This is a genomic window from Vibrio sp. R10-SG3-ISO10 (assembly GCF_059834185.1).
Genome location: NZ_JCBDHG010000023.1, coordinates 102,681 through 125,269, shown reverse-complemented (window position 1 = coordinate 125,269; position 22,589 = coordinate 102,681). Strand labels below are relative to the sequence as shown.

Here is a 22,589-nt window from a genome sequence, read left to right as displayed (position 1 = left end):
AAAGGAGAGGCGTATGGCTGATAAGGGACTGACGAAGCTACTGGTGGTGGATGATGAGGTTCATATTACTAAATCTCTTAGCCGCTTACTGAGAAAAGAGTATCAAGTTATCGCCTTTAACAATCCTCTCGAAGCTTTGGTTTACCTTGGTGAAAATGAAGTTGCGATTATTATGTCTGACATGCGCATGCCTGGGATGGGAGGAGCCCGCTTTTTAAGCGAATCCGTATTGATCCAACCTCATGCGATACGTATAGCGTTCTCTGGTGGGGTAGACTATCGGACCTTAGTCAGTGCAATTAATGAAGGACAAATTCATCATGTTCTTGCTAAGCCTTGGGACACCGATGAGCTCAAAGAGCTGCTGGGCAAAATGGCCACTCAGTACCAGATGAATATAGGCCTAAAGCAGCATGCGCAACATTTGGATCATGAAAACCGCACTTTTAGTGAAGAAAATAGTCAGTTGCTGGCCTCATCCACTGAAACTCAGATGCAGTTAGTTGAGCTAAAACAGCAATATGATCAACTTCTGTCACGTTACCAGAGCTTTAGCCAAGATTCTCAGAGGGTGCTAATGGCAGGAGCTGTGGCTCACTCTTGGTATGAGGAGTGTGATTTGCAACGCGTCGCTTTACATGCCAAGCAATTAGCGCTTTCCATGTGTTTGCCACCTAAGATAGTCAATCTGGTTTATCGTTGTGCTCAACTACATCCGATTGGCTTGTTGTTCTCATCTTTGAGTGAAGTGCCTGCCAATTTCGCTAATCATCATCTAGCACCATGCTGTTTTGGCTCGATAGCTTATGAAGTGTTAAGTGACAGCCCGCACTTAAAAGAGGTGGTTATGGGAATCAAGCATCAAGATGAAAATGTCAATGGGACGGGTTACCCACAGCATCTCACGCAAGCTGATATTCCGCTTATCGCCAAAATTGTTCGTGTAGTGAAGGATTATGACTTTCTAACGGTGACTCATAATCAGCCTAAAAATCGCTGCTCCCCAGCACAAGCCGCTCTTAAACTGCAAGAGTTATCTGATGTTCACTATGACGCTGCAATTGTGAAAGCCTACTTAAAAATGGTTTCGACAAAGCTGCAAAACAATGACAATACGATGGAATATTCTGTTCCGTTGCGCGAGCTTAAAGTCGGAGACGAACTTAAACGAGATGTACGCTTGACCAACGGTCAGGTGTTGATCAAGCGGGGCAGCATGCTCAATGATGAGATGCTGCAGCGTTTAATAGGGTTAGAGAAGCAAAATCAACATTATTTTGCCTATGTTGTTTAGCCATGAGAATTATTCTTGGCATGATCAACTAGGTGGAAAACAAACTCCAGTTCCCCCCAAACCACAGTAGCCGTTCGGGTTTTTAGCTAGGTATTGCTGGTGGTAATTTTCAGCGTAGTAGTATTTACCTGCGGGCAAAATCTCTGTGGTGATCTCACTACAGCCGTCACCGAGTAGAGCTTGATAGTCCTGCTTAGATGCTAGCGCTGCTTGGTACTGTTCGTCACTATATACATAGATCGCAGAACGGTATTGGGTACCACGGTCATTGCCTTGTCTCATTCCTTGAGTTGGGTCATGCTTCTCCCAGAAAGTTTGCAATAGCTGTTTTAGGCTGATAATAGTTGGATCGAAAACGACACGTACAATTTCAGTATGACCAGTCATTCCACTGCACACTTCTTCATAGGTTGGGTTAGGAGTAAAGCCTCCAGCGTATCCCACTGAGGTGCTTATCACACCGTCAAGCTGCCAGAACAGACGCTCGGCTCCCCAAAAGCAGCCCATTCCAAGGAGAATTTTCTCGCAACCTTCTGCTGGTTCTGCAGTCAAACGGGTTTGATTGACGAAATGAATGTCATCGAGAGCAAGTGGAGTCTCTCGTCCAGGGAGTGCTTGCTGGGCGGTAATCATGGTTTGTTTGTCGAGCATCGTGATTTCCTTGTTAGAGTATTTTTCATATAGACCGCCTAATTCACTGTTTTCGTACAGACTTATTTTTTTAGTGGCGGTATTATTCCCTTACATGATGTAGACAGATAATTAAGCATGATCAGCAAACCTTTACCAGTTCTAATCGCTCTTGTTTCTTTTGCCCCACCGCTATGGGCGCAAAACGTGGAACTGTCGATAGAAGGATTAGAGGGTGAGCTAAATGATAATGTTGAAGCCTATTTATCATCCATTCCTGAAGCCGACTATAAAACAAGCTTACGCTTTCAAGCCCGTCTAGAGAAGAGCATCACAGAAGCGCTCAATGCGTTGGGTTACTACCACCCAGAGATTGACTTCACTGTCGTAGAAGATGAGTCAGAGTTGATCGTCAATGTGACTTCAGGACCCGCGGTTATCTTGCAGCAGGTCGACATTAAAATAGAAGGTGAGGCTAAACATGATCCTCAGTTTACGGCACTTATTGAAAACAGTGGTCTGAAACAGGGTGAGGTACTCAATCATAGTTTGTATGACAGTTTGAAATCTTCGATTCGAAATCTGGCTTTGCAAAAAGGTTATTTTGAAGGGGACTTTACTGCCAATCGCTTGGAAGTTGCTCCCGATCTCAATCAAGCTTTTATTCACCTTCACTATGACAGTGGAATGCGTTATCACTTTGGTGCCAATACGATTACTGGCAGTCAAATTGATCAAGATAGGGTTGAGTCATTATCCCCTTATCAGACCAATGACCCTTATCAGGCGACCAAAGTAGGGGAATATAACCAAAACCTATCCAATACCGATTGGTTTTCATCAGTCTTTGTTGAGCCCGATTTGAGTCAATTAGGCCAAGGGCGAGAGTTGCCGATGAAGGTATCGCTTGCTCCTCAGGCTAGAAACAAACTCGAAACGGGTATTGGCTACGCAACGGATGTTAGGGTTCGAGGCTCACTCAAGTGGAAGAAACCTTGGGTAAACAGTCGTGGACATAGCTTCGACAGCAGTCTGTCAATCTCAAAGCCTGAACAAACGATCACTGCCGGTTATCAAATTCCACTCGAAGACGCGTTGAACGAGTATTATCGCATCCAATACGGGATGAAAAACGTCAACCAGCGTGATACGGAAAGTCTTGAGTCTAACCTGGCCCTAGAAAGGCATTGGGTGCTTGGTAGTGGCTGGCATCGAACGTTTTATGTCCGTTACTTGCTAGAGAACTATACCCAAGGTAAACAAGATGACAATGCTCAGTTTCTATTACCAGGGGTTACTTTTTCGCGTAGCCGTGTTCGTGGGGGGGCAATGCCAACTTGGGGAGACCGCCAAAGTGTGACACTTGAATATGGCGATCCGAATGCTTTATCAGAAACCAGAGTGACTCGATTGATTGGTGCGACGACTTGGATTCGCAGTGCTGGTCAAAACCACCGGGGCATCTTCAAACTGAATGGTGGTGCAAACTTTGTAGAAGATTTTAACAAGCTCTCGCCATCGCTACGCTTTTTTGCAGGTGGTGACAACAATCTTCGTGGTTATGGTTATGAGTCGATTTCCCCTAAAGACTCTCAAAACAAATTAACTGGTGCCAAATATATGTTGACCAGTTCAATCGAGTATCAATATCGCGTTTATGGCGATTGGTGGGGCGCCGCTTTCTACGATGTTGGTGATGCATTTAATGAATCACCAGATATCAAGCGAGGCACAGGGGTTGGTGTGCGCTGGGCATCGCCAGTTGGCCCTATTCGTCTAGATTTCGCTTGGGGGCTAGACGCTAGTAAAGGCAAAGAATTTAAGCTCCACTTTACTTTAGGACCAGAGCTATGACCCGTGTTGTGATTAAGTGGTCAAAATGGCTTTCACTCACTTTACTCATTTTACTCCTCAGCGTTTTGGTTGCGCTAGGCGGATTACTGTTTACCAATCCTGGCTTGAACCTTGTATTGTGGGGGGCCGAGAAGTTTGTTCCTCAGCTTAAAGTTGAGTCGAGTCAAGGCGCGATTTTTCCTCGATTTACCCTCAGCAATGTTGTATTTAAAGATGACAACTTGCATGTCGATACTCAGGTAAGGTCACTAACGCTTGCAGTCAATGCGACATGCTTTACTGAGCCGGGTGTTTGTATCGATGAACTTGCGATTGATGGTTTGTCATTCGCTATGCCTGAGTTACCAGAAAGCTCACCAGCCACTCAAGAGCAAGCTGAAGCGTCATCATCAGCTAAAATTACCTCTCCAATTCCTATCAAGTTAAGTCGATTGGCGCTAAGCGATATTAAGCTGGATATTTTAGGTAATCAGATTACATGGGACTCATTTACCTCTGGGGCGTCATTTCAAGGTAATCGCCTACGTATCAATGCAACCGAACTTAAATCACCTTGGGTTAAGTTAGCGGAAAGTAGCGCTGACAACGAGCAGGCTGCTACGTCAGTGAATCAAGCGTCAACGCCTGCAGAGATTGCCCTGCCTAATATCGTTTTACCGCTGCAAATAGATTTTGTACGCCTCGATATTTACGACTTTAAGCTTGATCAAACAACGCCGGTTATCGTCGACCATTTAGGCTTAGAGGCCAATGCAAAAGACTCTCGAGTGGTGGTTAAAACACTTGAGTTGGATATGCCGCAGGCGACTGCAAAACTCAAAACGGATATTGAGCTGCAAGGTGACTACCCACTCGAGTTACAGCTGGATGCAACGGTTAAAGAAGAGATAGCAGCAGGGCAAACCTTGTCCCTCAAAGCGAGTGGCAGTGTGGCGAGATTAGAAGCGTCAGCGCAACTGGCTGGGTTAGCTAAAGCTTCACTTTCCGGCGAGCTGCAGCCACTCAAACCTGAACTACCTTTTGATTTTTCCTTAACCCAAGCTGATCTGCAGTGGCCGTTACAAGGAAAAGGGGACTACTTTGCTTCGATAGATAACCTCGAAGCTCACGGCTCTCTTAATGGTTATAGCCTCAATCTAGATGCAGACTTTAAAGGCTCACAGCTTCCAGATGTATCACTCGTGCTGCAAGGCAAAGGTGATCTCTCCCATATCAAGTTGAGCCAAGTGGACATTGCCACACTAGGAGGAACGATCTCCGGTGACGTGATGGCGGATTGGCAAGCGCCGATTAACTGGGCGGCAAACTTGACACTGGCTCACATTCAGCCCGGTCTACAATGGCCTGAAGCTGAAGGCAATATCAGTGGGCAAGTGTCAACAACCGGAAGTCTAACAGAGCAAGGTGGATGGCAAGTCGATGTACCGAAGCTTGATATTGATGGTGTACTGCGTGAATACCCTCTGAATATCGTTGGTAGTGTGACTGCGTCGGACATAACAGGTAAAAATGCGCTCAGTGTTAAAACGCCGCAGCTAGTGCTTTCTCATGGCCCAAACACTATTAAAGCCAGTGGGGAGCTAGATAAACAGTGGCGCATGGATCTGGCGCTCAATTTGCCTGACTTAAATACAACAGTGCCAGATTTAAACGGGCGTGTTTTCGGTGATGTTGCTCTGCGTGGCGACATACAAACTCCTGATGTGGGTTTAGACCTTGTCGCTAAAGGTATTGATTGGCAGAAGCAGGCCCAGATTTCTCAGTTAAGTCTGAAGGGTAATGTCACCCCGCTTCCAACGCCAAGTGGTCAATTAGCGCTCAAGGTCAATCAAGCTAAGTATCAAGACAAGGTGATCGAAAACGTGAGCTTGAACTTCGCGGGTTCCCAGCAAGAGCACCAACTTAACCTCGATGTAAACTCAAATATTGTGTCGACGAGCTTAGCCCTGACAGGCTCACTGACTGATAAGCCAGAACTTGTTTGGCAAGGTAAGATTAAGCGTATGCTGCTTTCTTCAGCGCAAGGGGAATGGCGACTGAGTCAGCCAACGGCACTAGGCTTTGAAATGGCGACGGAGCAGCTTTCCGTCGCGGCCCACTGTTGGTTGCAAGCTGAGTCATCGCTCTGCTTGGAGAAGGATATCAAGGTTGGAAAAAGTGGCGAAGCTGCGCTCGCATTAAGTCAATTTAATTTCGAGCAGATAAAATCTTTTCTTCCCAAGACAACGCAGTTGCAAGGGCAAGCTGACGCTAAACTATGGGCAAAGTGGGGTAACAACCAACCTCCTCAGCTAAAGGCTAAAATTGAACTGGCTAAGGGTGAGGTGGTTCAAAAGCTTGAACAACCTCTAGAGTTGGGTTGGGAGAGTGTGACACTGAAGGCGCAACTTGCAGACAATAAGCTGAGCGCAGAGTGGTTACTCGACGTAACTGATAACGGTGATGTTTCTGGCAGCGCCACTATTCCGGATGTGTTAAGTGAAGACAAACAAATCGATGGTCGTTTGAAGCTCACTACGTTTAACGTAGACTTTTTAGCGCCTGTAGTTGGGGAGTTCAGTAAGCTTAAATCAAATATTACTACCGATCTCGCAATTAGCGGTCCGGCGATGCAGCCCAAAGTGAATGGCCAGTTTGTTGTCGATGATATTTTGTTGCAGGGGGATATATCTCCTGTTGAAGTCGACTCAGGTCGTTTAACCATTAACTTCACAGGCTATGATGCGACACTGGCTGCGGCTATTCATACTCCTGACGGAAAGCTTGAGCTAGCTGGGGATGCCGATTGGCATAACTTGCAGGATTGGAACACCAACGTACGCGTCTTTGCTGAAGAGCTGCTGGTTAATGTACCACCTATGGTCAAGATTAAAGTTCAACCGGATATGACAATCTCTGCGTCACCAAAGTCTGCTCGAATTGACGGGACTATCGCTTTGCCATGGGGGCGTATTGTGGTTGAAGAGTTACCGCCAAGTGCGATAGGGGTGTCAAAAGATCAGGTCATCCTTAATGATCAGCTTGAGCCAGTTGACGAGCAAAGCTCGGTACCTTTTGCGGTGCAATCCAATATCAATATTAAGATTGGCGATGACTTTAAGCTCTCTGCATTTGGCCTAGAGGGGGAGTTAGTTGGTAATCTCAATGTCGCACAGCGAGACAAAGGACCTTTTGTTACTGGCGAAGTCAATATCATTGATGGCTCATACCGTTCGTTCGGCCAAGACTTGCTAATTGAAGAAGGTAAGGTGCTGATGAATGGCCCAGTGGATCTGCCTTATCTACAAATTACCGCGATTCGTAACCCAGATAACACCAAAGATGATGTGACGGCTGGGGTTAAAGTAACTGGCCCAGTCAGTGAGCCTACAGTGACTATTTTCTCTAACCCAGCGATGGCACAAGCCAATGCGCTTTCCTATCTATTGCGTGGTCAAGACATTGATGGTGAATCAGGTGGTAATGCCATGGCGACAACATTAATTGGTTTAAGCCTAGCGAAAAGTGGTCAGGTTGTCGGTGAAATTGGCGAAGCCTTCGGGGTGCAAGATCTTCAGGTCGATACCGCAGGATCTGGGAGAGAGTCTCAAGTGACGGTGGGCGGATATATTCTACCAGGTCTCAAGGTGCAATATGGGGTCGGTATATTTGAGTCGGTGGGTGAGTTCACCGTGCGTTATCGTTTGATGCAAGATCTCTATGTTGAGGCATTATCTGGTGCGACGAACGCGGTCGACCTTCTGTATCAGTTTGAGTTTAATTAGTTGGTAACACCATTGAAAGGAGTCGATGAAATGCAACAGCTAGTATTTGTGTACGGCACACTACGCCAAGGGCAAAATAACCATCACTTGTTAGCACAATCTGAATGGCTTGGTAATTATGCGACCCCACCAATTTACAGCCTTTATGATCTTGGCGCTTATCCGGCCGTAACAGAAGGGCATAGTGTCCTCTATGGCGAGGTTTATCGCGTTGATGATAAGACGTTGCAGCAGTTAGACCTGTTAGAAGATGTACCAGTTACTTATCGTAGAGAGCAGATAGAAACCCAATTTGGTTTAGCTTGGATCTATTTCTACCAGCATGGTGATCAATTGGAAACGTTGATTTCCTCCGGTGACTGGTGCCAAAAGGTGTAATACTTTCCTATACCGAGTGGGTGATTTGACTAAGGAGAGAACGATGAAAGTACAATTTGTTCTAGTGGTATTATTGTTGGCAGGATGTGCCACACAGCCACCCCCACTAAGTAATGTGGAAAGTGATTGGTCAGAGTATGGCAAACAACGTGCCGAGCAAGGTTTTTTGAAACAGTCAGAAGTTAAACTCGCCAAACTAGATCAAGGTGGCGTCTTCAACCAAGAGTTATACCTCGCTTACTCCGATGGCTACGAACAAGGTAGGTTAGAGTACTGCTCACAGAGTGCATATATGTTAGGGGTAGTAGGGAAACCTTATGCTGGAATCTGTGATCGGATTGACCCATTTTTCAAGCAAGATTATATCTCTGGACGTCACTCAACCGCAGGTTCAGCGTTCTAAACCTAAAAGAGTCGCGATTAAGCGACTCTTTGGTTTTTAGCGTTTGAAGATTAGTTTTCTTCGCGATTTAGCTCTAAAAACTCTTCGACTTGCTTAACCATGTTTTTCGAACCTACAAAGAACGGCACGCGTTGGTGTAGCTCTGTCGGCTTAATGTCCATAATACGCTGAACACCATCAGATGCGACTCCACCTGCTTGTTCGATGATATAAGCCATAGGGTTACACTCGTAAAGTAGGCGCAGTTTACCATTTGGATGGCTTTGCGTACTTGGGTAGAGATAGATACCACCTTTCAATAGGTTACGGTGAAAGTCTGCCACCAAAGAGCCAATGTAACGCGAAGTGTAAGGGCGGTTTTCACTCGGTGCATTTTCCTGGCAGTACTTGATGTACTTCTTAACACCCATAGGGAAACGAATGTAGTTGCCTTCGTTGATCGAGTAGATGCTACCGTCTTCTGGAATCATCATGTTTTCATGCGACAAGCAGAAAGTGCCTAGTGAAGGGTCGTAAGTGAAGCCGTTAACACCATTACCTGTTGTGTACACCAACATGGTTGATGAGCCGTAAATGACATAGCCTGCTGCAACTTGCTTGTGACCAGGTTGAAGAAAATCTTCTTCTGTTGGCGGGGTACCGATTGGTGATACACGGCGATAGATGGAGAAAATTGTACCAACAGAAACGTTAACATCGATATTCGATGACCCATCCAATGGGTCCATTAACACAACGTATTTTGCGTTCTTGTTCAATTCTTTATTAAACGCTACCGCCTCGTCTTCTTCTTCACTGGCAACACCACACACTTGATCTCGGGCTTCAAGAGCGGCCTTAAATTTGTCGTTCGCGTAGACATCAAGCTTTTGCTGATCTTCGCCTTGAACGTTTGCAGTACCAACTGCACCAGTAATATCACCTAAACCAGCTGCGTTAATTTCACGGTTAACAATTTTTGCAGCAAGGCGAATTGAAGAGAGTAGGGATGATAGATCACCGCTAGCGTGGGGGAAGTCCGCTTGTTTTTCAACAATGAACTCGCCAAGGGTGCGCATTCCAGACATGGTTTTTCCTTTAAAAGTCGCTCATAGATAGGGGGAATGGGATGTCTCGTTCTCTAACGGAGCTTTTATGACTACCCGAGATAAGTGTAAAAGTTAGATCTTTTTATTGGTAATGAACTAACTGTCTTAGATCTCAAATTTTTTAGTAAACTTTCAACAGTTTTCACAGCGATGGGAGATGAGTTAGTGAGCAAAGCGTAATCAGTGAGTCAATTCTCTTTATTAAGGTGGCTAAAGTAGTTCGCTTTTTGCCATATTGTCGCCATAATGAGGACAATATTTTCCGCTTAGAACAAGGCTTTTCTATGCATATTCATATCCTGGGGATCTGTGGCACTTTTATGGGTGGTGCAGCTGTATTAGCACGTCAATTGGGGCATAAAGTCACAGGGTGTGATGCCAATGTTTATCCACCAATGAGTACTCTACTCGAATCTCAAGGTATTGAAATTATAGAAGGCTTTGACCCGTCGCAACTCGAACCAGCACCTGATTTAGTTGTGATTGGTAATGCGATGAGCCGCGGCAATCCATGTGTCGAGTATGTGCTGAATCATAACTTGCGTTACACCTCTGGTCCTCAGTGGCTGCAAGAGTTCTTACTTCATGACCGTTGGGTATTAGCGGTATCTGGTACTCATGGAAAAACCACAACGTCTAGTATGTTGGCGTGGATCTTAGAAGACTGTGGCTATAAGCCGGGTTTCTTGGTTGGTGGTGTTTTGGGTAACTTCGGAATTTCAGCTCGTCTTGGTGAAAGCATGTTTTTTGTTGTTGAAGCAGACGAATATGATAGTGCTTTTTTCGATAAGCGTTCTAAGTTTGTGCACTATCATCCACGCACCTTAGTTATGAACAACCTAGAGTTTGATCATGCCGATATCTTTGACGATCTTGAAGCGATAAAACGTCAGTTTCATCATCTTGTTCGCACAGTGCCGGGCAATGGGCGTGTTTTTGCACCGAAACAAGATAGTGCTCTACAAGATGTGCTTGAGCGCGGCTGTTGGAGCGAAACTGAGTTTAGTGGTGAGCAAGGTGACTGGCAGGCGGAGAAAATAAATATTGATGGCTCGCAGTTCAACGTATTGTTCCAAGGCGAGCAAGTAGGTAGCGTGAACTGGAATCTAGTTGGTGATCACAATGTAGATAATGCTTTGATGGCGATAGCCGCAGCGCGCCATGTTGGCGTTACCCCAGACTTAGCCTGTGAATCTTTAGCCAAATTTATCAATACCAAACGCCGCTTGGAGATCAAAGGTGAGGTCAATGGCATCACGGTTTACGACGATTTTGCCCATCATCCGACCGCGATTGAACTGACGCTCGGTGGATTACGTAATAAGGTCGGCGATAGCAAAATTATCGCGGTACTCGAACCACGCAGCGCTACAATGAAGCGAGGTGTTCACAAGGATACGTTGGCCGCTTCGTTACAAAAAGCCGATCAGGTGTTTTTATATCAACCCGACTCGATTGATTGGTCGGTGGAAGATATTGCAGCTCAATGTGATCAACCTGCGCAAACCTCAGATAATGTCGATGAGCTAGTGGAGCAAATTGTTGCTAGTGCTAGTTCGGGTGACCAGATTTTGGTTATGAGCAATGGCGGGTTCGAAGGTATTCACAATAAGCTTCTGGCAAAGCTAGAGCAATAGTGTAGTTTTTTTATATGATTAAACAACAAAAAGCCATCACCTTAGCCTTTACCGGTGCCTCTGGTGCTCCTTATGGTTTACGCCTATTAGAGCGCCTTCTGGCTGCTGATTATCAAGTTTATCTGCTTGTTTCATCCGCTGCGAGAGTGGTGCTTGCAACTGAACATGACCTTAAACTGCCAGCTAATCCTGATTCGGCTAAGCAAACTTTGGTTGAGCATCTCAATTGCGACCCAGACAAGCTGATTGTATGCGGTAAAGATGACTGGTTCTCTCCGGTGGCATCTGGCTCTGCTGCGCCGAAACAGATGGTCGTCTGTCCTTGCTCAGCAGGCAGCGTTGCGGCGATTGCGCACGGTATGTCTGATAACCTGATTGAACGTGCCGCAGACGTGGTGATGAAAGAGCGTGGTCAACTACTGTTGGTGGTTCGCGAGACGCCATTCTCTACCCTGCATCTCGAGAACATGCACAAGCTGTCACAAATGGGCGTGACCATCATGCCTGCTGCACCAGGTTTTTATCATCAACCGAAATCGATTGATGATCTGGTTGATTTTATGGTCGCGCGTATTCTCGACCACCTAGGAGTAGATCAAGGATTGGTTCCTCGCTGGGGCTATGACTCCCGTCAGAGCTGATATGTGAACGGCGCTAGCTATTGAGTCACATAACTATTACAATTCGACCGTTACTCATCGGGGAGCTATTGACCTAACTTATGTTAGCGTCAGCTGAGATCGAGCCATCGCTTGGGACCCGTGTACCTGAACCAGATAATGCTGGCGTAGGAATTGAGTTTGGATTTGAACTCCGCTTCTCAAACCTGTGCCGCTCAAACAAGGAGAGAGCGAGCAGTGAAAAACACTCTAAGCACCATTTCAATAAGTTCCCTTGCGTTAGCAGTGCTAGCGACAGTTCCAGCGACAGCCGCAGAAAACAGTTTAACTGTCTATACCTACGACTCTTTTGCCGCCGATTGGGGCCCAGGTCCAATCGTAGAAAAAGCATTTGAAGCGCATTGTGGTTGTGATGTTAATTTCGTCGCATTGGATGATGGTGTCTCTATCCTTAACCGTCTGCGTTTAGAAGGCGATAACAGCAAAGCGGATATTATTTTAGGCTTAGACAACAACCTGATGGCGGAAGCGAAAAAAACAGGTTTGTTGGCTGAACATAGCGTAGACACCAGCAAGGTTGCTTTGCCAAATGGCTGGGCGGACAAAACCTTCGTCCCTTATGATTTCGGTTACTTTGCTTTTGTTTACAACAAAGAGAAGCTAGCTAACCCACCAAAAAGCTTAAAAGAACTGGTGGAATCACGCGATGATCTGAAAGTGATCTATCAAGATCCACGCACTTCAACACCAGGGCAAGGTCTGATGCTGTGGATGAAGTCTGTTTACGGCGATGATGTGACTCAGGCTTGGCAAAATCTTGCCAAGAAAACCGTAACCGTCACTAAAGGTTGGTCTGAAGCGTATTCAATGTTCCTCGAAGGTGAGTCTGATCTGGTTCTCTCTTACACCACATCTCCTGCTTATCACTTGATTGCCGAAAGTGACAACAAGTATGCCGCCGCTGATTTTGCCGAAGGTCACTACACTCAAGTGGAAGTGGCTGCGAAAGTAAAAGCGTCTAAAAATCAAAAGCTAGCAGATGAGTTCATGAACTTTATTCTAAGTGATGAGTTCCAATCAGCAATGCCAACAGGCAACTGGATGTACCCAGTCACTGAGGTTGCACTGCCTGAAGGTTTTGAAAGCCTGACTCTACCAAGCAAAGCACTGACCTTTAGCGCCGACGAAGTGGCCGAAAATCGTAAATCTTGGATTCGCGAATGGCAAAGTGCGCTGACATTCTAAGAGGCTCTTTTGCGTAATACCCCAAAAATTGGCTTATGGGTCGCGATATTTATCGCGACCTTTGTCGTTTCTGCTCTCGGTGCCTTACTGGTTAACGCGCCATCGTTAGATATCAGTCAGGTATGGAGCGATCCATACTATCGACATGTCACCAAATTCAGTTTCTATCAGTCTTTTCTATCTACTTTGCTCAGTGTTGGCCTTGCCATCCCAGTCGCGCACGCGTTATCTCGCCGTCAGTTTGCTGGTAAGTCCCTGTTACTCAAACTGTTTGCTACCACACTGGTGTTGCCTGTCTTAGTCGGGGTGTTTGGTCTGCTCGCCATTTATGGCAATAGCGGCTTGATTTCCGATCTGTTCAAAAGTTTAGACAGCAAGTTGCCGTTCTCAATATATGGGCTCAATGGCATTTTATTGGCGCACGTGTTTTTTAATCTTCCTTATGCGACCCGGTTATTGTTGCAGGCGCTCGACTCTATCCCACAAGAGCAGCATAAACTATGCGCCCATCTCGGCATGGGACACTGGGATAAGTTTCGTTGGATAGAATGGCCGCGGCTACGTCAGCAATTACCTCATGTCAGCGGCTTGGTGTTTATGCTCTGTTTCACCAGTTTTGCTACCGTAATGGCACTCGGTGGTGGGCCTAAGTCAACCACGATCGAGCTGGCAATCTATCAAGCTATTAAGTTTGATTTCGATCTCCAAGCTGGCGCGCTATTGGCTATTTGGCAAATGATGCTTTGCGGTGTTATGGCGTTGACTATTCAGCGATTAGCGAAACCGATTTCAGTCACCTCAGGCTCGCAGAGTCAGACTATTTACTTGTCTAAAGACTCGTTTGTTTCTAAGTGTTGGGATTGGGGGTGGATAGCCTTTTCAATGCTGCTGGTGCTACCTCCGTTGCTGATGGTGCTGCTCAGTGGTCTTAACAATCATGCGCTGGATGTTTTCACCGACGCACGTTTTTGGCAGGCACTATGGGCGTCTATGAAAGTGGCAACCATGGCAAGTGTGATTGCGGTGATTGCTGGCATTGCCATCTTGTTAACCAGCCGAAGATTACGCCTTAATTATCGCGAGAAGAGTGCGGATCATATTGAGTTGATTGGCACCATTATTCTTGTGACACCCGGTCTTGTGATTTCGACCGGACTGTTTCTATTGCTGCGCTCATTTACTGATGTATTTAGCTTAGCACTAGTGGTTGTCGTAGCCGTGAATGCCTTAATGGGTCTGCCATATGTGATTAAAACGCTGTCTCAGCCAATGTTGCATGTCGAGCAGCAATATCAATATGTTTGTGCCAGTTTAGGAATGAAAGGTTGGAATCGTTTTAAAGTGGTTGAGTGGAAAGCGCTGAAAAAACCGATGGCTCATGCCTTTGCGATCAGCTTTATGTTTGCGATTGGCGATTTAAGTGCGATTGCTTTGTTTGGTAGCCAAGAATTTCGCACCTTGCCACTTTACCTATTCCAGCTGCTTGGTAGCTATCAAATGGAATCTGCTGCTGTAGTATCTGTGACTCTATTACTCTTGAGCGTCGGCTGTTTTACGCTCATTGAAACCTTGTTAAAAGCCAACTCGAAGGTGAATCATGCTGACCTTAAGTAACGTCGATTATTACTATCACAATGAATTGTTTCACTTTGATACCTTGATTTCACCGCAGTCGATCGTTGCCCTGATGGGGCCAAGTGGCGCGGGTAAATCGACCCTATTGGCTTTAGTCGCGGGTTTTATTGAGCCGACCGAGGGAACCATTGAGGTTGAAGGCAGTAATATTGTTGGTAAAGAGCCACATCAACGCCCATTCGCCATGCTGTTTCAAGAGCATAACTTGTTTGCTCATTTAACCGTGCGTCAGAATATTGGGCTTGGATTGCACCCGGGCTTAAAGCTCACTTCTGAGCAGCAAGCGCTGGTTGAGCAAGCTGCGCAGCAAGTTGGTGTCGAAGCTTATCTCGACCGTTTACCAGAGCAGCTTTCGGGTGGTCAGCGTCAACGTGTTGCGTTAGCACGCTGTTTTGTTCAACCGCACAAGATATGGCTACTCGATGAACCTTTCTCTGCCCTTGATCCTATTCTGCGCGAAGAGATGCTTAACTTGGTAAGCAAGTTAGCTAAAGAGAGAAATATTACGGTGGTTATGGTGACGCACCATATCAGTGATGCCAAGGCAATTGCCTCTGATTTTATCTTTGTCGCTAACGGTCGAGTCGAAGTCGCGGATAACATCGATCAGCTATCATCGAGTCATGCTAATCAAGCGCTAAGCGATTTTGTTCGCGCGGGGGAGTGAGGGGAGGAACGGACTTCGTCCTCGGGAACGCTGCGCTAGAGAGTCGAGATCGGGCTTCGCCCTTCGAGAGGTATTCGTGGTCAGTAACTAGAAAGTCGCAGATAGTGATATTTCCTTTAGGAGTTAATTACCTGAATATAAAAGGAAAGGGTTGATACATTGTACCAACCCTTCAAACTTTTCTCGCTTCTCGCTTCTCGCTTCTCGCTTCTCGCTTCTCGCTTCTCGCTTCTCGCTTCTCGCTTCTCGCTTAAATCTCTTCTTCGTTTAGCTCTTTCAGCACTTGGAAGATTTCGCGGAAGGCTTTTGCAGGCTTGCCTGCTTTTTTCTCTTTTGCTGCCTGACGAGCGAGCTGGCGTAAGCGTTGACGATCGGCAGCTGGGTAAAGTTCCATAACATCACCGATTGCGCTATCGCCTTCTTCTACCACTCGGTCACGAAGCTGCTCAAGCTTATGAAGTTCGGCAGTAGCTTGTGAGTGTTTGTTACGCACTTTATCCAGAGCTGCTTGTAGTGGCTCAGGATCTTCAAAACGCATTAGCTTGCCGATGTACTGAAGTTGACGGCGACGAGCTTCGTTCTTGAAGCGTTGCGCGTCTTTAATTGCCTCTGCAAGGTCTTCGCTTAAGGGAAATTTTTCTAGCACGGACGGCTTCAAGCTCGCGAGTTCTTCACCTAGCTTTTGTAGTTCTTCCATGTCGCGTTTCAATTCGGTCTTACTGACCCAAATGATCTCTTCTTCCTCTTCCCATGGCGCTTTTTGATTCTTACGTGCCATTTTTCTGCCTTAATTTGAACATCTATTTCTCTATTTTAACAAGAATCGTGGGGAGAAAGCGAAATTCTTGTTATTCTAAAGGCAATTGTTCTTAAGAAATAAAGAAAATATGGACGTAAGACAGCAAGTTGCTCAACAGCGAGTTGAGTTAGAAGCGGCAGTAGCTAAAGCTCTAGAGATGGCAGCAGAGAAGTCAGATGCCGCCGAAGTCGCAATCAGCAAGACCACGGGCCTGAGTGTTTCGACTCGTATGTGCGAAGTGGAGAACGTTGAATTTAACAGTGATGGCGCGCTTGGGATTACCGTTTACCGTAATCAGCGTAAAGGTAGCGCATCTACTTCCGATCTTAGCGACAAAGCTATCCAACAAACTGTTCTTGCGGCACTCGATATTGCGCAATACACCTCTGAAGATCCTTATGCTGGTCCTGCTCCAAAAGAGCTAATGGTGCAAGAGGTACCTGATCTTGATCTATTCCACCCTGATACGCCAGATCCAGATTATGCAGCGAAAGTAGCGATTGCGGCCGAGCAACAGGCCCTTTCTTACAGTGATAAGATCAAACAAAGTGATGGTGCGAGTTACGATAGCCACTATGGTTTGAAGGTTTATGGTAATAGTCATGGACTGCTCGCTAGCTATGCTTCTAGCCGCCATAGCACGAGCTGCTGTGTGATTGGCCAGGGCAACAATGGTGAAATGGAGCGTGATTACAGCTACACAGTGGCGCGCCATAAAGATGAGCTTTGGACGCCAGAAACTGTCGGTCAGAAAGCTGCTGAGAAGACCGTTAGCCGTCTTGATGCGCAAAAGCTAAAAACGGGTCAATATCCAGTGATGTTTGCTGCTGATGTAGCAACTGGCCTACTTGGTCACCTAGTGATGGCGATCAGTGGTGGTAACCTTTACCGTAAATCTTCTTTCTTGCTTGATCACTTAGGTAAGCAAGTGCTGCCTGAGTGGTTTAACGTCTCTGAACGCCCGCATGTGTTGCGTGGTCTTGCATCAAGCCCATTTGATAGTGAAGGGGTCTTTACCCAAGATCGCGAGATCATTACTGATGGTGTTCTTGCTACTTACCTGCTTACTAGCTACGCGGCGCGTAAAATGGATATGACGCCTACAGGTCACGCGGGTGGTATCCATAACTGGTTTGTAACGTCGACAGGTCAGAACTTTGAGCAAATGCTGAAAGAACTAGGTACTGGCTTGCTTGTGACAGAAGTGATGGGTCAAGGCGTTAATATCGTGACTGGCGATTACTCTCGTGGCGCAGCAGGTTTTTGGGTAGAGAAGGGTGAAATTCAGTTCCCAGTGTCTGAAATTACCATCGCAAGCAACCTTAAAGATATGTTTAATCAGGTTGTTGCAGTAGGCAACGATGTAGAGACTCGCTCGCAGATTCAAACTGGCTCAATCTTGCTTGAGTCAATGAAGGTTGCGGGAGAGTAAACAAGGAGCGGACTACGTCCTTAGGATAGCTAGACCGCTTCGCTGCTGGAGAACTAGACTTGATTAATTTATGGATGTCTTTAGCTCTCTAGCTCTCCAAAACGAAAGGGTTGGCAAAAATGCCAACCCTTTAAAATATCCGTCGAATCCCGAATCCCGAATCCCGAATCCCGAATCCCGAATCCCTTTTACTCCTCAAACAACTCCGTATGCAGTTTCTGAATCGCTTGTTTTGAGACTGACTCATCAACTAAGAAACACAGGTTGTGTGGGCTCGCGCCGTAGCAGATCATACGCAGGTTGAAATCTTCTAAAGTGCTGAATACTTGCTTTGCATAGCCTTTACTCTCACTCATATTGTTGCCAATCAGAGCAACCAAGCATAGGTTGTGTTCTACCTCGACCGTACATAACTCTTCTAGCTCAATACGTGCGGCTTCTGGAAGTTGTGGTGCACCGCCAGCAGTATCTGTTTGGTCTAAAGTGAGAGATACACTGATCTCTGAAGTGGTAATCAAGTCGACCGAGATTTTGTGTTTAGCAAGGATCTCAAATACTTTAGCTAGGAAACCATAGGCATGGAACATGTTGGCGCTGCGCAGTGTCACCATGGTTTGGTTACAACGCAGAGCCAGAGCGCGAAATAGCGGTGAGCTTTCTACTTGATGACGAATCCAAGTACCGCCTTTCTGTGGCTCTTTCGATGAGCCGACAAACACAGGAATATCGTGGCGTAGTGCAGGAAGAAGCGTCGATGGGTGGAGAATTTTAGCGCCAAAGTTCGCCATTTCAGACGCTTCACTAAAACTAATTTCAGGAATTGGAGAAGCTTTAGGCGCAATGCGTGGATCAGTGGTGTAAATACCAGGAACGTCTGTCCAAATCTCAAGTCCAGAAGCTTCAACGGCTTCGGCGATTAGGGCTGCACTGTAATCACTACCACCACGACCTAAAGTAGTGGTGTTGCCTTCGGCGTCAGAACCGATAAAGCCTTGAGTAATCACTACTGCATCTTGGCACAGTGGCACCAGTGATTGCTGAGCAAGCTCGCTGATCTGGTCTAGTTGTGGCTCTGCTTTACCGAAATTGCTATCGGTGCGCAGAATGTCACGAATATCAAAACGTACTGCGCTGATACCGCGCTCTTTCATCAGTTGGGTAAGTAGGTGAGTCGACATCAACTCACCACACGCGACTAAGTGGTCTGTCAGTTTGTGGCTTGCTTGGATCGATGCCGCTTCCGCAAGGCTAGTCACTGTGTCGAGAATCTCGTAAACATCGCTCGCTGCTTGGGTTCCATCTTCAAGCTGTTCGAGTACCGCATCATGAATTTGCGCCAGTTTAGTCAAAATCTCACTGCGATGAACTTGGTCTTGTACGCCATTTGCGAGCTCGACCAGAAGGTTAGTGACACCTGAGCAAGCGCTACTCACAACGAGTTTTGTATTTGGATTACTTTCAATAATTGCAGCACAACGGCTCATTGCCTCAAAGTTAGCAACGCTTGTTCCACCAAATTTAGCTACATTAAAACTGCTCACAGCATTTCTCCCACGACTTCCTAAAATAAAAACTTTTGGTAGCTATACCAACATCCAGTGTTTTGCTTTGATGAAGAGAGTTGAGCGAAAGAGAGGGGGCCTTTTATATGTATGACTTTCCTCAGAAGCTCATCATCAGACTGGGCTGATGACAGTTGTAGGGATTCAACCCTAGCAACCGACAGATCCAAACCGACACTTCGGATCTACCTCGGCACTACTCCCCCTCAATGTGTTGTATCGGATTTGTGGCTCCACAACACGTCTACCTGGGCAGTGCTCCTCTTCTGCAAAATAATTTGCTATGTGGCATAAATATTCGCCACATGTCCGCATTGAACGTTTTTCTGTGAACTATGTCAATGAGAATTTGTAACTTTATGCCTTTTTATAATTAACAAACTTGTGACACTGGTTTGACCTCAATACTTTGGGCTAATTGCTGCCAACAAAGAATTGAATTAAGGTGGGTTTAAGGAAGTAAAGATAGAACAAAAATTATATTGATATTAAAAAGGAGCTGCCAATGACGATTCAAAGTTTTATCCCCCCTCATCGTATTCTTATGGGACCTGGGCCTTCAGATATATCTCCTCAAGTGTTGCAAGCTTTGAGTCGCCCGACGGTTGGTCACTTAGATCCATTATTTGTTGGCATGATGGATGAGCTTAAATCGCTGCTCAAGTACGCTTTCCAAACTGACAATGAGTTTACCATTGCCGTTTCTGCGCCAGGGAGTGCAGGGATGGAGACTTGTTTCGTCAACCTGATTGAGCCGGGTGAAAAGGTGATCGTTTGTCGCAATGGCGTGTTTGGCGAGCGTATGCGTGAAAATGTTGTACGTGCAGGGGGCGTAGCTGAAGTTGTCGATGATGAGTGGGGTGCACCCATCTCTGTCGATAAAGTCGAGCAAGCGTTAAAAGATAACCCTGACGCGAAAATCCTAGCTTTTGTTCACGCTGAAACGTCGACTGGTGCGTGCAGTGACGCAGAGGCCTTGGGTAAGTTGGCTAAGCAATGTGGCTTGCTGACCATTGTAGATGCTGTGACCTCGCTTGGTGGCGTACCGCTTAAGGTCGATGAATGGCAACTAGATGCGGTTTATTCAGGCAGTCAGAAGTGTCTTTCTTGTGTTCCGGGTCTTTCTCCGGTGACCTTTTCTCCAGCTGCGATTGAGAAAATTCAAGCGCGTACCACGCCAGTTCAAAGTTGGTTTCTAGATCAGAGTTTAGTGCTTGGCTATTGGAGCGGTGAAGGAAAGCGTAGTTATCACCATACTGCGCCTGTGAACAGCTTATATGCTCTGCATGAGTCATTGTTGATTCTTAAGAATGAAGGGTTAGAAAATGCATGGCAGCGACATCGAGACATGCATGAAAAACTTAAACAGGGCTTAGAGAAGCTAGGCTTTGAGTTCGTTGTCGAGCAAGACTCGCGCTTACCTCAGCTCAACGCTATTTATGTTCCGCAAGGTATTGATGAAGCTAAAGTGAGAACTCACCTACTAGAGACTTACAACCTAGAAATTGGTGCTGGCTTAGGCGCGTTAGCAGGTAAAGCGTGGCGTATTGGCTTGATGGGTTACGGTGCCCGAGCCGAGAATGTCGCGTTGTGCTTACGAGCGCTCGAAGAGGCATTGACGCAATAGCAGTCTCAATAACATATCAATTAATAAGGCGACCAGATGGTCGCCTTAATTATTTTCAACAGACTCTAGTTAGTCTCTTTTTCACTGTCCGCCTTTAAGGCATCGATATTCGGTGGGATGTACTGCACCTCAGAGAAATCCCGTTCAGGGAATAGGAACTGCGCTTCGCTACGAATTTGCTCCGCTTTCACACTGTCTCCCAGCCCTTGATAGGCCAAGATCAAATTGTTATAGAAAGCAGGACGAGGTTTATCTTTAATAATCTTCAGTGACCAATCTATGTATGGTTTGATAAACTGAGGATCTTGCTTGTATAAGCCAATATTGAGATAGGTGCTATAGATATCCCAATCGTATCTGTCTTTCCAAACCACTGGATTGGTGACTTGGTTGAGTATTTCAGGATCTTTAGGCTGTGAGCGCTCAAACTGGGTAAGCACATAATTGGTATGCAAAGTGGTCAGCATATAGAAGCTTGTCACAATCGGTATAACTAAACTAGACACCCGTAGCGCTGTCTTGGAGATAATACTAAATGCTGCTTGGCGATAACTGCTCGCCCTTTGATCAACCCAGTAGAGCAGAATGACAAAGGTTATCCAGTGAATCGCTGAGTGATAAAACGGATACTCAAGCTGACTGTGCAGTACGATGGGCACAAACAGGGCAAACATTGCCAAGCGTGTACCTTTCTTGGCTTGATAGAGTCGAGCGAGAACAAACAGCGCCGCGAGTATGATCGCGAGTAGGGGCAGTAAGCCTCCTTCTACTCCCCAATAAAGCAATTCATTATGCGGATGGTCCATCGCCGCTAAACCCGGCTTATAGCTCTGATTTAGCTGGTGTTGTCTCGCCGTGTACACCATGTACTCTGGCTCAAATCGACCATAGCCATAGCCTGTAAACGGCTTTTCGATCAGCATGTCGAAAGCTTGAGGAAAGGTATACTGTCTTGGACTTTCCAGATTGCTCTTCTGTTCCACTAAAGAGCCATCTTGCCCAGTTATCAATGGGGTTGAAAAGCCTAACCCAGTTCCCACAATAATGGCCACTACCCAACCGACAAAGCGTTTTTTGGTTGCAAACCTATATACGTACGGAATCAAGAGTGCAATAGAAAGAATTGCAGCTAACCAGCCAGTGCGTGAAGCCAATACAACCAGTAATGGGACAGTTGCAACAGGCATTAAATACAGTAAGGCGACTTCACTGACTTTACGTTGGTATTTAGTTGGATGACGGGTGAGCAAGTAGCCAGATAGCGCTAATCCAGTAGCGAGGAAACTCGCCATCACATTGGGTTGCTGAAAGATGCCGTAAGGGCGGTTTGATTCAGTGTTGTAGCCAAATAAATTTCCAGGCTCTAATACCAAATACTGTACCCAGCCGAAAATAGCTTCGATAAAGACCGCAATGGTGATAAACCAGAGTAGACGCTGCTTTTGTTTGTTGCTGAAGCGAAATTGCTGCAAGACAACAAACAGAATATAACCTGCCCAAAGGCCAGTGAGTTTCCCTAGTGATAGCTCAAGATTCGAACCTGAATAGAGCGCGGGCAGCGTGAGCATAATGCAGCACACAAACAAACCTATAGTGAGCTTGTTGTATCTTAGGCTGCCGTAGCTACCGAGTTGGTATAAACCTATCGCAATAGAGAAACTCACCACAAGCCAAGTTGTGGGGTTAAAGGCAAGAGCGAGGCCTGCGCCACCAGGGTTGGGCATAAAAAAGTGCATCGCCAACAGGAAGAGTATCCCGATGGTGACTAAGAAAGGTCTGGTTAAAGGGATCTTTGGCGCCTTTATTTCAAGCTCTGTCCCTGCTACGTGTGTGGTCGCCATAAATCTTGATACCTCAAACAAACAGACCAGCGATCGGATACCAATCAGAATAGTTATCTGGACATCTACTTATCCCGATTGGTATTACACTGGTCTGTGAATTTTACTATTAA

General features: G+C 46.2%; 17 protein-coding genes and 2 riboswitches. Of the genes, 12 read left to right on the top strand and 5 right to left on the bottom strand.

The window, feature by feature from the left end:
* The first annotated feature begins 13 nt into the window (after nucleotides 1–13).
* A complete protein-coding gene (locus AC6R16_RS18840) occupies nucleotides 14–1,294 on the top strand; it encodes an HD domain-containing phosphohydrolase (protein WP_500675434.1) in 1,281 nt (426 codons plus the stop codon).
* A 24-nt stretch (nucleotides 1,295–1,318) separates the two neighbouring features.
* Here AC6R16_RS18840 and msrA read toward each other — a convergent pair whose 3' ends face one another.
* Nucleotides 1,319–1,945 carry a peptide-methionine (S)-S-oxide reductase MsrA gene (gene msrA / locus AC6R16_RS18835; RefSeq protein ID WP_500675433.1) on the bottom strand — a complete coding sequence of 209 codons (627 nt, stop codon included), beginning with the start codon at nucleotides 1,943–1,945 and terminating at the stop codon, nucleotides 1,319–1,321.
* Nucleotides 1,946–2,062: 117 nt separating this feature from the next.
* On the opposite strand from msrA, the gene tamA reads away from it, so the two are divergent.
* Genes tamA through AC6R16_RS18815 form a run of 4 tightly spaced genes read left to right on the top strand, consistent with a single transcriptional unit; the run spans nucleotide 2,063 to nucleotide 8,323 of the window.
* A complete protein-coding gene (tamA, locus tag AC6R16_RS18830) occupies nucleotides 2,063–3,778 on the top strand; it encodes an autotransporter assembly complex protein TamA (RefSeq protein WP_500675432.1) in 1,716 nt (571 codons plus the stop codon).
* Nucleotides 3,775–7,542 (top strand): autotransporter assembly complex protein TamB, encoded by a 3,768-nt coding sequence (gene tamB / locus AC6R16_RS18825; protein ID WP_500675431.1) that lies wholly within the window; start codon nucleotides 3,775–3,777, stop codon nucleotides 7,540–7,542. Before tamA ends, tamB begins: the two co-directional genes overlap by 4 nt.
* Nucleotides 7,543–7,572: 30 nt before the next feature.
* Nucleotides 7,573–7,920 carry a gamma-glutamylcyclotransferase family protein gene (locus AC6R16_RS18820; RefSeq protein ID WP_500675430.1) on the top strand — a complete coding sequence of 116 codons (348 nt, stop codon included), beginning with the start codon at nucleotides 7,573–7,575 and terminating at the stop codon, nucleotides 7,918–7,920.
* A gap of 43 nt (nucleotides 7,921–7,963) precedes the next feature.
* Complete coding sequence (locus tag AC6R16_RS18815) at nucleotides 7,964–8,323, top strand: DUF2799 domain-containing protein (protein ID WP_500675429.1); 360 nt, start codon at nucleotides 7,964–7,966, stop codon at nucleotides 8,321–8,323.
* Nucleotides 8,324–8,373: 50 nt separating this feature from the next.
* Here the strand turns inward: AC6R16_RS18815 and fbp are convergent, their stop codons facing one another.
* The gene (fbp, locus tag AC6R16_RS18810; protein ID WP_500640481.1) at nucleotides 8,374–9,390 is read right to left on the bottom strand and encodes a class 1 fructose-bisphosphatase; all 1,017 of its coding nucleotides are present in this window, start codon (nucleotides 9,388–9,390) and stop codon (nucleotides 8,374–8,376) included.
* A 305-nt stretch (nucleotides 9,391–9,695) separates the two neighbouring features.
* Here fbp and mpl point away from each other — a divergent pair, with 305 nt between their 5' ends.
* The 5 genes from mpl to thiQ all read left to right on the top strand — a co-directional run bounded on the left by mpl (nucleotide 9,696) and on the right by thiQ (nucleotide 15,215).
* Entirely contained in the window at nucleotides 9,696–11,048 is a 1,353-nt protein-coding gene (gene mpl, locus AC6R16_RS18805; RefSeq protein ID WP_500675428.1) for a UDP-N-acetylmuramate:L-alanyl-gamma-D-glutamyl-meso-diaminopimelate ligase, read from the top strand.
* A gap of 14 nt (nucleotides 11,049–11,062) precedes the next feature.
* A complete protein-coding gene (locus AC6R16_RS18800; protein WP_500675427.1) occupies nucleotides 11,063–11,689 on the top strand; it encodes a flavin prenyltransferase UbiX in 627 nt (208 codons plus the stop codon).
* A gap of 48 nt (nucleotides 11,690–11,737) precedes the next feature.
* Nucleotides 11,738–11,859: riboswitch (TPP riboswitch) on the top strand.
* Nucleotides 11,860–11,926: 67 nt separating this feature from the next.
* The gene (gene thiB, locus AC6R16_RS18795) at nucleotides 11,927–12,913 is read left to right on the top strand and encodes a thiamine ABC transporter substrate binding subunit (RefSeq protein WP_500675486.1); all 987 of its coding nucleotides are present in this window, start codon (nucleotides 11,927–11,929) and stop codon (nucleotides 12,911–12,913) included.
* A 9-nt stretch (nucleotides 12,914–12,922) separates the two neighbouring features.
* Nucleotides 12,923–14,527: a thiamine/thiamine pyrophosphate ABC transporter permease ThiP gene (gene thiP / locus AC6R16_RS18790; protein WP_500675426.1), complete on the top strand. Its 1,605-nt coding sequence runs from the start codon at nucleotides 12,923–12,925 to the stop codon at nucleotides 14,525–14,527.
* The gene (gene thiQ, locus AC6R16_RS18785; protein ID WP_500675425.1) at nucleotides 14,511–15,215 is read left to right on the top strand and encodes a thiamine ABC transporter ATP-binding protein; all 705 of its coding nucleotides are present in this window, start codon (nucleotides 14,511–14,513) and stop codon (nucleotides 15,213–15,215) included. Before thiP ends, thiQ begins: the two co-directional genes overlap by 17 nt.
* Nucleotides 15,216–15,465: 250 nt before the next feature.
* Here thiQ and yjgA read toward each other — a convergent pair whose 3' ends face one another.
* On the bottom strand, nucleotides 15,466–15,993 hold the full coding sequence (gene yjgA, locus AC6R16_RS18780; RefSeq protein WP_486787228.1) for a ribosome biogenesis factor YjgA: 528 nt from the start codon (nucleotides 15,991–15,993) through the stop codon (nucleotides 15,466–15,468).
* A gap of 109 nt (nucleotides 15,994–16,102) precedes the next feature.
* Between yjgA and pmbA the strand changes: the two genes are divergently transcribed.
* Nucleotides 16,103–17,446 carry a metalloprotease PmbA gene (gene pmbA / locus AC6R16_RS18775; protein WP_500675424.1) on the top strand — a complete coding sequence of 448 codons (1,344 nt, stop codon included), beginning with the start codon at nucleotides 16,103–16,105 and terminating at the stop codon, nucleotides 17,444–17,446.
* Between the two features lie 188 nt (nucleotides 17,447–17,634).
* On the opposite strand, the gene lysC is transcribed toward pmbA, so the two are convergent.
* The gene (lysC, locus tag AC6R16_RS18770; RefSeq protein ID WP_500675423.1) at nucleotides 17,635–18,987 is read right to left on the bottom strand and encodes a lysine-sensitive aspartokinase 3; all 1,353 of its coding nucleotides are present in this window, start codon (nucleotides 18,985–18,987) and stop codon (nucleotides 17,635–17,637) included.
* Nucleotides 18,988–19,104: 117 nt separating this feature from the next.
* Nucleotides 19,105–19,282, bottom strand: a riboswitch (Lysine riboswitch).
* A 231-nt stretch (nucleotides 19,283–19,513) separates the two neighbouring features.
* Here lysC and AC6R16_RS18765 point away from each other — a divergent pair.
* Nucleotides 19,514–20,635, top strand: a complete 1,122-nt coding sequence (locus AC6R16_RS18765; protein ID WP_500675422.1) for a pyridoxal-phosphate-dependent aminotransferase family protein — start codon at nucleotides 19,514–19,516, stop codon at nucleotides 20,633–20,635.
* Nucleotides 20,636–20,700: 65 nt separating this feature from the next.
* Here the strand turns inward: AC6R16_RS18765 and AC6R16_RS18760 are convergent, their stop codons facing one another.
* The gene (locus AC6R16_RS18760) at nucleotides 20,701–22,476 is read right to left on the bottom strand and encodes a PglL family O-oligosaccharyltransferase (protein ID WP_500675421.1); all 1,776 of its coding nucleotides are present in this window, start codon (nucleotides 22,474–22,476) and stop codon (nucleotides 20,701–20,703) included.
* Nucleotides 22,477–22,589: the final 113 nt, after the last annotated feature.

Bases quoted from the DNA above. Each gene is read 5' to 3' on its own strand.
- AC6R16_RS18815 (WP_500675429.1), top strand. From the start codon at position 7,964: ATGAAAGTACAATTTGTTCTAGTGGTATTATTGTTGGCAGGATGTGCC.
- msrA (WP_500675433.1), bottom strand. From the start codon at position 1,945: ATGCTCGACAAACAAACCATGATTACCGCCCAGCAAGCACTCCCTGGA.
- tamB (WP_500675431.1), top strand. From the start codon at position 3,775: ATGACCCGTGTTGTGATTAAGTGGTCAAAATGGCTTTCACTCACTTTA.
- AC6R16_RS18820 (WP_500675430.1), top strand. From the start codon at position 7,573: ATGCAACAGCTAGTATTTGTGTACGGCACACTACGCCAAGGGCAAAAT.
- thiQ (WP_500675425.1), top strand. From the start codon at position 14,511: ATGCTGACCTTAAGTAACGTCGATTATTACTATCACAATGAATTGTTT.
- AC6R16_RS18800 (WP_500675427.1), top strand. From the start codon at position 11,063: ATGATTAAACAACAAAAAGCCATCACCTTAGCCTTTACCGGTGCCTCT.
- tamA (WP_500675432.1), top strand. From the start codon at position 2,063: ATGATCAGCAAACCTTTACCAGTTCTAATCGCTCTTGTTTCTTTTGCC.
- AC6R16_RS18765 (WP_500675422.1), top strand. From the start codon at position 19,514: ATGACGATTCAAAGTTTTATCCCCCCTCATCGTATTCTTATGGGACCT.
- AC6R16_RS18840 (WP_500675434.1), top strand. From the start codon at position 14: ATGGCTGATAAGGGACTGACGAAGCTACTGGTGGTGGATGATGAGGTT.
- mpl (WP_500675428.1), top strand. From the start codon at position 9,696: ATGCATATTCATATCCTGGGGATCTGTGGCACTTTTATGGGTGGTGCA.
- pmbA (WP_500675424.1), top strand. From the start codon at position 16,103: ATGGACGTAAGACAGCAAGTTGCTCAACAGCGAGTTGAGTTAGAAGCG.
- AC6R16_RS18760 (WP_500675421.1), bottom strand. From the start codon at position 22,476: ATGGCGACCACACACGTAGCAGGGACAGAGCTTGAAATAAAGGCGCCA.
- yjgA (WP_486787228.1), bottom strand. From the start codon at position 15,993: ATGGCACGTAAGAATCAAAAAGCGCCATGGGAAGAGGAAGAAGAGATC.
- fbp (WP_500640481.1), bottom strand. From the start codon at position 9,390: ATGTCTGGAATGCGCACCCTTGGCGAGTTCATTGTTGAAAAACAAGCG.